Below are 11,952 nucleotides of genomic sequence, written 5' to 3' on the forward strand. Positions count from 1 at the left end.
GGAGAGGAGAAAACAGGACATGGCATCGAACACTCTGCAGGGCAAGCGGATCGCCTTCCTCGCCACCGACGGGGTGGAAGAGGTGGAGTACGTCAAGCCGCGCGAGGCGGTCGAGCAGGCCGGCGGCACCGCCGAGCTGGTCTCGCTCAAGTCCGGTTCGATCCAGGCGTTCAACCACCTGGACCAGGGCAAGACGTACGACGTGGACGTCACCGCGGCCGACGCGGACGCCGGCGGCTACGACGCGCTGGTGCTGCCGGGCGGCGTGGCGAACCCGGACTTCCTGCGTACGGACCCGGACGCGGTCGCCTTCGTCAAGGCGTTCTTCGACGCCGGCAAGCCGGTCGGCGTGATCTGCCACGGCCCGTGGACGCTGATCGAGGCGGACGTGGTCAGGGGCCGCCGCATCACCAGCTGGCCCAGCCTCCGCACCGACCTGACGAACGCCGGCGCCACCTGGGTCGACGAGCAGGTCGTCACGGACGGCAACCTGACCAGCAGCCGCAACCCCGACGACATCCCCGCCTTCTGCACCCGCATCGTCGACCAGTTCGCCTGACCCCGCCGATTCCGTTGATCATGAGTTTGACGGCGGTAATGGAGATCGACATCCCCGTCAACCTCATGATCAACCGGGATGGGCGGGGGATTTTTCGGGTGGGGAGGCATGTTCGGGGGGGTGCGGGAAACAACGCGGGGTGACCACGCGAGCCGAAAGTCCTCCGCTGCTCAATTCCCGCCAGATCCGGTTGCTGATGTTCGGTCTGATGACCGGCATGCTGCTGGCCGCGCTCGACCAGACCATCGTCGGTACGGCGTTGCCGACCATCGTCGGCGAGCTGGGCGGGATCGACCACTACTCGTGGGTGGTGACCGCGTACCTCCTCGCGTCCACCGCCTCCACCCCGCTGTACGGCAAGATGGCCGACCTGTACGGCCGCCGCCCGGTCTTCCTCTTCTCGATCGGCGCTTTCCTGCTCGGCTCGCTGCTGGCCGGGCTGTCGCAGGACATGACCCAGCTGATCGTCACCCGGGGCATCCAGGGTCTCGGCGCGGGCGGCCTGATGACGCTGGCGTTCACCATCATCTCGGACGTGGTCTCGCCCCGGGAGCGCGGCCGCTACCAGGGGCTCTTCGGCGCGGTGTTCGGGTTGTCGTCGGTGGCCGGGCCGCTGGTCGGCGGCTACTTCGCCGAGACCAACTGGCGGTGGATCTTCTACATCAACGTGCCGTTGGCGATCCTGGCGATCGTGGTCTGCTACCACGTGATGCGGCTGATCCCGTTCCAGCGCCGGGAGCACTCGATCGACTGGCTGGGCGCGGCGCTGCTGGTGGCCGGGGTCAGCGCGCTGCTGCTGGCGCTGAGCTGGGGCGGCAACTCGTACGCCTGGGGTTCCGGCGTGATCATCGGGCTGTTCGTGGCCGGCGCGGTGCTCGGCGGGCTGTTCCTGCTGCAGGAGTCCCGGGTGGCGGAGCCGATCCTGCCGCTGCGGCTGTTCCGCAGCCGGACGTTCGCGCTGGCCAACTCGGCCGGCTTCGTGCTCGGTCTGGTGATGTTCGGGTCGATCATCTTCATCCCGCTGTACCTGCAGATCGTCAAGGGCGCCTCGCCGACCCGCAGCGGTCTGCTGATGCTGCCGATGATGGCCGGCATCATCGTCACCTCGATCCTCACCGGCCGGGCGATGAGCCGGATCGGCCGGTACAAGTGGTTCCCGGTGGCCGGCTCGGCGGTGCTGGTCGCCGGCATGCTGCTGTTTACCCGGCTCCAGGTGGACACCTCGCTCTGGGCGGCGTTCGGCTACATGGTGGTGATCGGCGTCGGGCTGGGCCTGTGCATGCAGTCGCTGATCCTCGCCGTGCAGAACGCGGTGAACGTCCGGGACCTGGGCGCGGGCACCTCGTCGGCGACGTTCTTCCGGTCGCTGGGCGGCTCGTTCGGGGTGGCCATCCTCGGCGCGGTGCTCTCCACCCAGCTCGTCGGCCAGCTGGCCGACCGGCTGCCGGGCGCCATCGCCCAGCTGCCGCCGGACCAGCGAGCGGCGGTGGCGGCCCGTGGCGGCGCCGCGAACATCTCGATCAACGACCCGGCCACCATCCTGGCCCTGCCCGGGCCGGTGCGCGCCGCCATCCAGGCGTCCTTCGTCGAGTCGCTGCACCTGGTCTTCCTGACCACCGGGCTGGTGGCCATCCTGGCCGTGCTGGTCACCCTGGCGATGCCCGACGCGCGACTGCGCGGCGCCGGCCCGGCCGGCGCCACCGGCGGGGCCGACCCGCTCGGCGGCGAGGCACCCGCGCCGGGTGGCAAGTCGCTGCCGAAGGAGTCGAAGGCGGAGGCCGCCGCCGACATGGAGGCCAAGTCGCAGACCATGCTGTGATCGGGGGTCAGCCGCCGGCGAGCAGGTCGAGGATCAGCGCGAGCGGCGGCCAGCCGGCCCGACCCCGGCGGACCACCGCGTACGACCGCAGCCGCACCTCGGGGCCGGCGAGCGGGAGCAGCCGTACGCCGGGCGCGGTCGGCTGGTCGGCGGGGAGCAGCCCGACGCCCAGCCCGGCGACGATCAGGTCCTGGACGAGCTCCAGGCTGTCCGCGCGGTGCTCGATCCGCGGCTCGAAGCCGGCCATCGAGGCGATGGCCCGCACCACCACCTCGTCGGCGGTGTTGCGGGAGTTGACGATCCAGTCCCGCGCCGCGAAGTGGCCGAAGACCTCGGCCGCCGGGCCGTCCACCGGCGGGTCGTCGGCCGGTACGCCCAGGCTCCAGCGCGCCGACCAGAGCGGGGTCACCTCGACGTCGGGCCGGGGCGGCGCCGGCGCGAGGTGGTAGTCGTAGGTCAGCGCGAGGTCCATCTCGTCCGCCCCGAGCAGCGCGTACGCCTCGGCCGGCTCGTGTTCGTGGATGCGCAGCCGGACCAGCGGGTGGCGGGCCGCGAGGTCGGCGGTGATCGGCAGCAGCGACCGGCGTACGGCGGTGGCGAAGCCGGCCACCCGTACCGTGCCGGCCGGCTCGGCCCGCGGGTCGAGGTCGAGGCGGGCGGCGTCCACGGCGGCCAGGATGGTCACCGCGTGCCCGGCGAGCCGACGCCCGGCGGGGGTGAGCCGGACCCGGCGACCGTGCGGCTCGATCAGCTCGGCGCCGACCTCGCGGGCCAGCACGCCGAGCTGCTGGGACACCGTCGAGGTGGTGACGCCCAGCTCGTTGGCGACGGCACGCATCGAGCCGAGCCGGGCCAGCTCACGCAGCAGCCGCAGCCGACGCAGGTCCATCCTCGTATCGTTCATCACCGCCGAACGGTGGGTCAAGCACAGGCACGTGGACGTGAACGGTGCCGACCGGCTCTACTGGGCGGCATGACTCCCACCCGTGCCGGCTCGGCGATGGCGGTCGCCGCGATGATCTCCGTGCAGCTCGGCCTGGCCGCGTCGGTCGGGCTCTTCGACTCCGTCGGCCCCGAAGGCGCGGCGTGGCTGCGGCTGGCCTGGGCGGGGGTGCTGCTGGCGGTGCTGGTCCGCCCGCGCCCGTCCGCGTTCACCCGCTCAGCCCTGCGGGCCTGCCTGGCGCTCGGCGTGGTGACCGCGGGCATCACCCTGCTCTTCATGGCGGCGGTGGCCCGGCTGCCGCTGGGCACGGCGAGCGCGCTGGAGTTCCTCGGCCCGCTCGGGGTCGCGGTGGCGCGCGGCCGGCGGGAGTCCCGGGTCTGGGCGGTGCTGGCCGGGGTCGGGGTGCTGCTGCTCACCGAGCCGTGGCGGGGCGGGGCCGACCCGCTCGGCGTGGGCTTCGCGCTGGCCGCGGGGGCGTGCTGGGCGGCGTACATCCTGCTCACCCAGCGGGTCGGCGACGAGGTCTCCGGGCTGCGCGGCCTGGCGGTGTCGATGCCGGTGGCCGCCCTGGTCGCCACCGTCGCGGTCGGCCCGGCGGTGCTGCCCGACCTCACCTGGCGGGTGGTGCTGGTCGGGCTCGGGCTGGCGGTGCTGCTGCCGGTCGTCCCGTTTGCGCTGGAGCTGCTCGCCCTGCGCCGGCTCACCACCGCCGCCTTCGGCACCCTGATGAGCCTGGAGCCGGCGATCGCCCTGCTGGTCGGCCTGGTCGCACTGGGCCAGGTGCCGGGCGTCGCGCCGGTGCTCGGCATCGCCTTCGTGGTGGCGGCCGGCATCGGCGCCGAACGCACCGGCGCCCGCCCTGCCCCGGTGCCCCAGCCAACCCCGGCCCCCACCCCCCTTCCCGCCCCGTAAAGGCCGCCAGGTCTTGTTGATCAAGGAGTTTGCGTCTCCGGAGGGCCGAATCCGCGCCCAAACTCCTTGATCAACGCGGTGGGTCGGGTCGGGAGGGCCGGGCGGGCGGGCCGGGTCGGGGCGGGGCGGGGCGGGGGCTATTTGAGGATTAGGCGGTTGGTCTGCTCGAAGACGTCGAGGTCGGCGAGGGTCTCCGGGACGGAGGGGGAGAGCGGCGAGGGGAACCGGTCGCGGGCGAAGAAGCCGGCGTCGGTGGTCTCGTCGGTGACCCGTTGCAGTTCGCCGTCCCAGTCCTCGACCCGGAACGCGGTGGTGAAGATTTGGTACGTGTGGCCGTACATGTTGGTGTGGGTGCGGTCCGGGCCGGTGTAGAGGGCGAAGGCGCTGACCCGCAGGGCGCGCAGCCCGGTCTCCTCGCGTACCTCGCGCACCGCGCAGTCGGCGATCGACTCGCCCAGCTCCATCGCGCCGGCCGGCAACGCCCAGTGGCCGTTGTCGGAGCGCTGGATCAGCAGCACCCGACCGGCGTTGTCGCGGATCACGCCGCGTGCGCCGACGAACATCAGCGTCCGGTCGCCGGCCAGGGCCCGTAGCTGACCGACGTACGAGTCTGCCCAGGAGATGCTCACCCGGACAATCTACGCAGCATCCCGGCCACGGACCGGCTTTCCGGGGGTTCCCAACGTGTAACCGGCGACACTAGCTTGTTACCCATGCGTAGCACGATGATGGCCGCCCCCCTCCAGGTCTCCCGGATCCTCGAACACGGCTCGGGCGTGCACGGCACCGCCGAGGTCGTCACGTGGACCGGCGCTGAGCCGCGCCGGACGACGTACGCGGAGGTCGGTCGGATCGCGGCCCGGCTGGCCCACGCGCTGCGCGACGAGTGCGGGGTGACCGGCGACGATCGGGTCGCCACCTTCATGTGGAACAACACCGAGCACCTGGTGGCGTACTTCGCGGTGCCGAGCATGGGCGCGGTGCTGCACACGTTGAACATCCGGCTCTTCCCCGACCAGGTCGCCTACATCGCCAACCACGCGCAGGACCGGGTGGTGCTGGTCGACTCCACGCTGATCCCGCTGCTGGCGAAGGTGCTCGGCGAGATGACGACCGTCCGGCACGTGGTGGTGGTCGGTGGCGGGGACCCGGCGCCGCTGGCCGCGGTGGCCGGTGACCGGGTCACCTTCCACGCCTGGGACGAGCTGCTGGCCGGCCGCCCGGACAGCTTCGACTGGCCGGAGGTGGACGAGCGGGACGCCGCCGCGCTCTGCTACACCTCGGGCACCACCGGCAATCCCAAGGGCGTCGCCTACTCGCACCGCTCGATCTACCTGCACTCGCTGCAGATCTGCATGCCGGAGTCGTTCGGCCTCGGGCCGACCGACCGGGAGCTGGCCATCGTGCCGATGTTCCACGCGATGTCCTGGGGGCTGCCGTACGCGGCGTTCGTCTCCGGCGCCTCGCTGATCATGCCGGACCGGTTCCTCCAGGCCGCCCCGATCGCCGCGATGATCGCCGCCGAGCGGCCCACGCTGGCCGGCGCGGTGCCGACCATCTGGACCGACCTGCTGACCTACCTGGACGCCAACGAGGCGGACACCTCGTCGCTGCGCGAGGTGATCGTCGGCGGGTCGGCCTGCCCGCCCGCGCTGATGCACGCGTTCGCCGAGCGGCACGGCATCGAGGTGATCCACGCCTGGGGGATGACCGAGACCTCCCCGCTGGGCTCGGTCTCCCGGCCGCCGGCCGGCGCGACCGGCGACGAGGCCTGGCGCTACCGCTACACCCAGGGTCGGGTGCCGGCCGGGGTCGAGGCCCGGATCGTCGGCCCGCTGGGCGAGCCGCTGCCCGCCGACGGCGAGGCCGTCGGTGAGCTGGAGGTCCGCGGCCCGTGGGTGACCGCCTCGTACGTCGGGGACGACCATCCGGACGAGGAGAAGTTCCGGGACGGCTGGCTGCGCACCGGTGACGTCGGCACGCTGTCGGCGGACGGGTACATCACCCTCACCGACCGCGCCAAGGACGTGATCAAGTCCGGCGGCGAGTGGATCTCCTCGGTGGAGCTGGAGAACGCCCTGATGGCCCACCCGGACGTGCAGGAGGCCTGCGTGGTCGGCGTGCCCGACCAGCGCTGGGGTGAGCGTCCGCTGGCCACCGTGGTGGTGCGCGAGGGCGCCGGCACGACGGTGGAGCAGCTGCGCGAGTTCCTGGCCGGCTCGGTGGCACGCTGGCAGCTGCCGGAGCGCTGGGCGATCATCGACGCGGTCCCGAAGACCAGCGTCGGCAAGTTCGACAAGAAGGTGGTCCGCTCGCGGTACGCCGACGGCGGCCTGGAGGTGCGGGAGCTGGCGGGGCCGTAACACTTTTCGGCGTACCGTCGCCGATGAGGTAGGAGCCCAGGTTCCGACGGCATCCCTCCCCAGGGGCGGCCCCGGCGTTCGCACCGCGCCGGGGCCGCCCGCTTCCTTTTGCGGGGCGACCCGCACCATGATTCTTGCGAGACTTGCTCGGGTTTGTCCGGGTGATTGCGAAATCGCCTCGCGATCTACACCTCGGCGGTGCTGACCAGCACCTTTCCCACCACGGCGTCCTCCACCGCCTGGTGCGCGGCGGCCGTCTCCGCCAGCGGATAGCGGTGCAGCGGCAGCCCGGCCTCCTCGCCCACCCGGACGGCGCCCTGGGCCACCGCCGCCGCCACGTCCACCACGGCCTGCGCCTTGGCCGCCTTCGGCTCGGTGTAGACCAGCACGAACTGCCAGCGGGCGTTGACCATCATGGACGGGCGGATCGGGATCGCCGCCTCCTCGCCGCCGTCGTCGGCGTACGCGCAGACCGCCCCGCCGGGCCGCAGCAGCTTCGCGTCCGTCGCCGCGTTCCGGGCCACCGCCACCTCGACTACGGTGTGTACGCCGTCGGGGGCGACCTTGCGGACCTCCTCGACCACGTCCTGCTCGCGGTAGTTGATCACGAAGGAGGCACCGGCCGCCGCGGCGAGCTGCGCCTTCTCCGGGCTGCTCACCGTCGCGATGACGCAGGCGTCCGCCCAGCGGGCCAGCTGGATCGCCGCGTTGCCGACCGCGCCCGCCCCGCCCTGCACCAGGATCACGGCGTCGCTCAGCGCACCCGCGTGCAGCGCGTCCGGCTGGTACTCGCCGGCGGTCAGGCAGCGGTGCGCGGTCAGGAACGGGATGCCCAGGCACGCCCCGAGCTCGAAGGAGGCGTCGCCGAGCGGCACCGCCTGCCGGACCGGCACCACGGTGTACTCCGCGGCCGTCCCCCAGGGGCGCTGCCAGGACGCCTCCCAGACCCACACCCGCTCGCCGATCATCGCCCGGTCGACGCCCTCGCCGACCGCCTCGACCACCCCGGCGCCGTCCTGCCCGGGGGTCTGCCAGCCGGCCGGCAGCGGCCACGACCGGCGGCCCTTCCAGTCGGTCGGGTTCACCCCGGACACCGCCAGCCGCACCAGCACCTCACCGGGGCGGGGCTCCGGCACCGGCCGGTCCATCAGTTGCAGCACCGACGGGTCGCCGGTGTGCTCGTACACGATCGTCCGCATCGCCGTCTCCTTCACGTCGGACACCGGCTGCCCGTCCCTACCCGCCGTACCCGGGCCACTGCCGATCATTCGACCGGCGCCGGGCGGGCGGGACGGCAGGTCAGCCGAGTCGCTCCACCACGTCCACGGTCAGCGCGTGCACCGAGGGCAGCACCACGGCGGCGAGCGCCGCCGCGTCCTCGTCCAGCGGGTACGCCCCGTGCGGCACCGCCACCACCCGCATGCCGGCGGCGGCCGCCGAGCGCACCCCGTTGGAGGAGTCCTCCACCGCCACGCATTGGGCCGGGTCGACCTCCAGCCGCCGGGCGACGGTCAGGTAGACGTCCGGCGCCGGCTTGCCGCGCGGGGTCTCCTCGGTCGACAGGGTCGCCCCGAACGCGTCGGTCAGGCCGGTGGCGGTCAGCGCCGCCGCGATCAGCCGGGTGGGCGACGAGCTGGCCAGACCCAGCGGCCACCGCGCGGCCAGCCCGCGCACCACCCGGTCGGCGTCGTCGATCAGCGGTACGTGTTCCGCGTACCGCCGGGTCATCTCCTCGACCACCTCGGTGGCGACCTGCTCGGCGCTCCGGTCGACGCCCAGTTCACCGCTGAGGTACGCGGCCCACTCCCCGGTGCTCATCCCCATCAGCCGACGCTGGGTGTCCGGCTGCCAGGTGCCGCCGTGCGCGGCCACGTACGCCCGCCGGACCTGCTCCCAGACCGGCTCCGAGTCCACGATCACGCCGTCCAGGTCGAAGATCACCGCATCCAACGCCATGCCGCCCATCCTGCCCGACCGCCGCACGGGAGGCCGGCCGGCGGCAGGCACAGGCGGCTCAGCCCCTGCAGGGCCGGCCCGGATCAGCTCTGCAGGGCGGGCAGGCCGATCGGGCTGTCGGCGGGGATCACCGTGTGGCAGGCGCGGGCGATCGGGTCCAGCAGCTCGCGCAGCCGCTCGGTGCGCTCCGGCCCGAGCGCCCGCCACGGTCGGGCGGCGGCCAGGTCGGTGGCGTCCTCGACCGTGCGGAAGCCGGCCCGGCCCGCCTCGGTCGGCTCGCCGTCCCCGGTCAGCCAGCCGCGCTCGGCCAACCGGCCGCGGGCGTCCGCCCACTGCTGCTCGGACCAGCCCCGGCCGAGCAGGTTCTTCGGGTGGGTGTCCACGGCGACCCGCCAGGCCAGTGTCTCCACCGGGTCGAGGTCGGCGGCGACCAGCGCGGCGACGTGCCCGTCACCGCGGGTCTCGCGCAGCGTGGTGGCGGCCTGCCAGAGCCGGGCCAGCGGATACTCGCCCCGGGGCAGCGCGGCGTTCGCCGCACCCAGCACCCGGCCGCCGGTCTGCACCGCCGCCGCGGCCTCTTCCAGCAGATCGGCCGCCTCGACCAGGTGCGCCTCGGGCAGCTCGTAGGTCAGCTCGGCGAGGGCCTGCACCGCGCCGGTGAGCCGGGCCCGCAGCGCCTCCTGCGGGGTGGCCAGCCGCCACACGGCCGGCAGCGCGCGGGTCACCATCGGCGGGGCGAAGCTGAAGAACGCGGCGGTCACCGGCGCGGCGTCGACCGCGCCCAGCGGGGCGGACCGGCCGGCGAAGTAGCCCCGCCAGTAGCCGCGCAGCCCGACCGCCTCGAACGCGGCCCGGCAGCGGGGGTGGAAGTAGGTCACGGCGTGCAGCGGCTCGAAGTGCGTCCACATCAGCCGGGCGGTGCGCCCGGGGTCGTCCAGCGCCGGCACGGCCACCTCCGGAGACGAAAGGGGTCACCGGGGCACGGAAGCGCCCACGGTGACCCCGAACCTACTGGCTGTAGGTGACCGGCCGGAAGACCCCTGTGGGCTACTGCACGGCCAGCACGTCGACGATGAACCGCAGCGGGCCGGCGGGCGCGCCGGGACGCTGCGGCTTGTCGCCGTACGCGAGGGCGGCCGGGATGTCGAGCTGCACCCGGCTGCCGACGGTCTGGCCCTGCATGCCCTCGTCCCAGCCCGGGATCACGTTGCCCTGGCCGAGCGCGAAGGAGAACGGCTCCTTCCGCTTCCAGGAGGCGTCGAACTCCTCGCCCGTCTTGTAGGACACGCCGACGTAGTTGACGGTGATCTGCTGGCCGGCCTGGGCGGCCGGGCCGTTGCCCCGGATCAGCGGGGTGGCCTTCAGGCCGGAGAGCTCGCCCTCGCCCTTGGGGGCGGCCGGCTTGGTGCACAGCGCCTGGTCGGCGCCCTCGGGCAGCTTCGGGAAGCCGCCGGGGCAGCCGGCCGGCGCGGCGGCGGGCTGCGGGGCCGGGTCGTCGCCGCCGCGGGTGACCACGAAGACCCCGACGATCACGGCGATGACCGCGACGCCGGCGAGCGCGCCGAGCCAGGCCTGCCGGCGCTTGCGCGCCTCGGCAGCCTTCTGCGCGGCGAGCTGGGCGGCCAGCCGTCGTTGCGCCTTCGTCTCCGGGCCCTGGCCCGCCGACCGGTTCTCGCTACGCTCGCTCACGTCCTCGACTCCCTGCTGAGTGTGGGTGACTGGCCCGGCGACCCGGTGCCGTGGCCAGCGCACACGGTACCCGGGTCGATGCCGTGGCCCACCCGTCGCCCACCCGTGGCCCACCCGCCGCGCCCGCGCCGCCCCCGCGCCGCCCCTCGGCCGCGCCCTCGCCGCGCCCGCACCGCGCCCTCGCCGCGCCCGCACCGCGCCATCGCGCTCCCGCCGCGCCCCGGCGAACGGGGATCGGCGCGCGGATCCCGGCCGGGCCGCCGCCACCCGCCGACCGCTCGATCACCCTCCGCCACCCCAGCCCGACCCCCTCCCACCCCACCCCACACGCTTTGCTCTGCTGCCACCGAGGCGACAGGCACGTAGGGTGACCATCCGCCATTCCATGTGAGCCCCAGGCATGCGGCGTTCTACCTGCTCAAGGCGCAGTTGCGTTGATGGCAGCAGAGCAAAGGGGCCGGGGGCCGCTCGCCCGGTGGGCCGGGAGGCGCTGCGCTCTGTGACGGAAGCGCGATCCCCCTACGCCGCCACGCCCAGTGACGATGATCGGCCACCAGTGAGGGGCGTGATGGCGAGTGGCTCGCGGACGGCCGGGTACCTGCAGGGCGTGGGCGGTCAGGCGGTCAGGCGGTCAGGCGGTCAGGCGGACTTGCGGGGTGCGGCCTTCTTCTCGGCCGCCTTCTTCGCCGGCGCCTTGGTCGCCTTCTTCTCGGCGGTCTTCTTGGCGGCGGTCTTCTTCGCCGGCTCCGCCTTCTTCGCGGTTGCCTTCTTCTCCGCGGTCTTCCGAGCCGGAGCGGTCTTCTTCGCCGCCTTCTGCGCCGAGCGGGCCGAGGAGATCGGCGTCGGCTCGCCGGCCCCGCCCGACGGCTGCTCGCCCCGGGCCGCCTTGGCCCGCTCCACCGACGCCTTCAGCGCGGCCATCAGGTCCACCGCGGCGGCCGGCGCGGCCTCTTCCTCCTCCGGCTGCACCACCTCACGGCCCTCGACCTTGGCGTCGATGACCTCCTGCAGCGCCGCCCGGTAGTCGTCGGTGAAGGCGTCCGGCTCGAACTCGCCGGCCATCGAGTCGATCAGCGAGCTGGCCATCGCCAGCTCCGGCGGGCGGACCTTCAGGTCCTCGTCCAGGAAGCCGAAGTCGGGGGTACGCACCTCGTCCGGCCAGAGCATGGTGTTGAGCAGCAGCACGCCGTCGCGCACCCGCAGGGTGGCCAGCTGCTCACGCTGGCGCAGCGCCACCTTCACGATGGCCACCCGCTCCGAGTCGGTCAGCGCGTCGCGCAGCAGCACGTACGGCTTGGTCGCGGTGCCCTCGGGCTCAAGGAAGTACGCCTTGTTGTAGAGGATCGGGTCGACCTGGTCGGCCGGCACGAACTCCAGCACGTCGATCGCCCGCGAGCTGGTCAGCGGCAGCTCGGCGAAGTCCTCGTCGGTGAGGATGACCATCTCGCCGCCGCCCAGGTCGTACCCCTTGGCGATGTCGTCGTAGGTGACCTCCTCGCCGCAGACCGAGCAGGTGCGCTTGTAGCGGATCCGGCCGCCGTCCTCCCGGTGGACCTGGTGGAAGCGGATGTCCTTCTCCTCGGTGGCCGAATAGAGCTTGACCCCGATCGAGACCAGCCCGAACGACACCGCTCCCTTCCAGATGGCACGCATCCTGCGCTCCTCTCCCCGGTTTACCCAGGATCGCAAACGATCGAAGCACACGCGAGCA

Annotated in this window: 11 protein-coding genes; 4 read left to right on the forward strand and 7 right to left on the reverse strand. The window is 73.4% G+C overall.

Annotated features, from left to right (window positions below; translation table 11 throughout):
* The first annotated feature begins 19 nt into the window (after window positions 1-19).
* Complete coding sequence (locus ACFY3U_RS09210; protein ID WP_387197409.1) at window positions 20-559, forward strand: type 1 glutamine amidotransferase domain-containing protein; 540 nt, start codon at window positions 20-22, stop codon at window positions 557-559.
* Window positions 560-698: 139 nt separating this feature from the next.
* A complete protein-coding gene (locus ACFY3U_RS09215; RefSeq protein ID WP_387197411.1) occupies window positions 699-2,378 on the forward strand; it encodes an MDR family MFS transporter in 1,680 nt (559 codons plus the stop codon).
* A gap of 7 nt (window positions 2,379-2,385) precedes the next feature.
* Here the strand turns inward: ACFY3U_RS09215 and ACFY3U_RS09220 are convergent, their stop codons facing one another.
* Entirely contained in the window at window positions 2,386-3,282 is an 897-nt protein-coding gene (locus ACFY3U_RS09220; RefSeq protein ID WP_387197414.1) for a LysR family transcriptional regulator, read from the reverse strand.
* 69 nt (window positions 3,283-3,351) lie between these two features.
* On the opposite strand from ACFY3U_RS09220, the gene ACFY3U_RS09225 reads away from it, so the two are divergent.
* The gene (locus tag ACFY3U_RS09225; RefSeq protein WP_387197417.1) at window positions 3,352-4,233 is read left to right on the forward strand and encodes a DMT family transporter; all 882 of its coding nucleotides are present in this window, start codon (window positions 3,352-3,354) and stop codon (window positions 4,231-4,233) included.
* Between the two features lie 137 nt (window positions 4,234-4,370).
* Here the strand turns inward: ACFY3U_RS09225 and ACFY3U_RS09230 are convergent, their stop codons facing one another.
* A complete protein-coding gene (locus ACFY3U_RS09230; RefSeq protein WP_387197420.1) occupies window positions 4,371-4,862 on the reverse strand; it encodes an NUDIX domain-containing protein in 492 nt (163 codons plus the stop codon).
* A 99-nt stretch (window positions 4,863-4,961) separates the two neighbouring features.
* Between ACFY3U_RS09230 and ACFY3U_RS09235 the strand changes: the two genes are divergently transcribed.
* Window positions 4,962-6,596 (forward strand): fatty acid--CoA ligase, encoded by a 1,635-nt coding sequence (locus tag ACFY3U_RS09235; RefSeq protein WP_387197676.1) that lies wholly within the window; start codon window positions 4,962-4,964, stop codon window positions 6,594-6,596.
* A 185-nt stretch (window positions 6,597-6,781) separates the two neighbouring features.
* On the opposite strand, the gene ACFY3U_RS09240 is transcribed toward ACFY3U_RS09235, so the two are convergent.
* The 5 genes from ACFY3U_RS09240 to ACFY3U_RS09260 form a co-directional block, all read right to left on the reverse strand.
* Window positions 6,782-7,795, reverse strand: coding sequence for an NADPH:quinone reductase (locus tag ACFY3U_RS09240; RefSeq protein WP_387197422.1), 1,014 nt, complete (start codon window positions 7,793-7,795; stop codon window positions 6,782-6,784).
* Window positions 7,796-7,895: 100 nt separating this feature from the next.
* Window positions 7,896-8,552: an HAD family hydrolase gene (locus tag ACFY3U_RS09245; protein WP_387197425.1), complete on the reverse strand. Its 657-nt coding sequence runs from the start codon at window positions 8,550-8,552 to the stop codon at window positions 7,896-7,898.
* 83 nt (window positions 8,553-8,635) lie between these two features.
* Window positions 8,636-9,460: a hypothetical protein gene (locus ACFY3U_RS09250; protein ID WP_387197680.1), complete on the reverse strand. Its 825-nt coding sequence runs from the start codon at window positions 9,458-9,460 to the stop codon at window positions 8,636-8,638.
* 139 nt (window positions 9,461-9,599) lie between these two features.
* Window positions 9,600-10,241 (reverse strand): FKBP-type peptidyl-prolyl cis-trans isomerase, encoded by a 642-nt coding sequence (locus tag ACFY3U_RS09255; protein ID WP_387197428.1) that lies wholly within the window; start codon window positions 10,239-10,241, stop codon window positions 9,600-9,602.
* A gap of 639 nt (window positions 10,242-10,880) precedes the next feature.
* Entirely contained in the window at window positions 10,881-11,894 is a 1,014-nt protein-coding gene (locus ACFY3U_RS09260) for a Ku protein (RefSeq protein WP_387197431.1), read from the reverse strand.
* Window positions 11,895-11,952: the final 58 nt, after the last annotated feature.

This window comes from Micromonospora sp. NPDC000089, assembly GCF_042899365.1.
Classification (GTDB): Bacteria; Actinomycetota; Actinomycetes; order Mycobacteriales; family Micromonosporaceae; genus Micromonospora.

Bases quoted from the DNA above. Each gene is read 5' to 3' on its own strand.
- ACFY3U_RS09210 (WP_387197409.1), top strand. From the start codon at position 20: ATGGCATCGAACACTCTGCAGGGCAAGCGGATCGCCTTCCTCGCCACC.
- ACFY3U_RS09220 (WP_387197414.1), bottom strand. From the start codon at position 3,282: ATGAACGATACGAGGATGGACCTGCGTCGGCTGCGGCTGCTGCGTGAG.
- ACFY3U_RS09225 (WP_387197417.1), top strand. From the start codon at position 3,352: ATGACTCCCACCCGTGCCGGCTCGGCGATGGCGGTCGCCGCGATGATC.
- ACFY3U_RS09235 (WP_387197676.1), top strand. From the start codon at position 4,962: ATGGCCGCCCCCCTCCAGGTCTCCCGGATCCTCGAACACGGCTCGGGC.
- ACFY3U_RS09240 (WP_387197422.1), bottom strand. From the start codon at position 7,795: ATGCGGACGATCGTGTACGAGCACACCGGCGACCCGTCGGTGCTGCAA.
- ACFY3U_RS09245 (WP_387197425.1), bottom strand. From the start codon at position 8,552: ATGGCGTTGGATGCGGTGATCTTCGACCTGGACGGCGTGATCGTGGAC.
- ACFY3U_RS09250 (WP_387197680.1), bottom strand. From the start codon at position 9,460: ATGTGGACGCACTTCGAGCCGCTGCACGCCGTGACCTACTTCCACCCC.
- ACFY3U_RS09260 (WP_387197431.1), bottom strand. From the start codon at position 11,894: ATGCGTGCCATCTGGAAGGGAGCGGTGTCGTTCGGGCTGGTCTCGATC.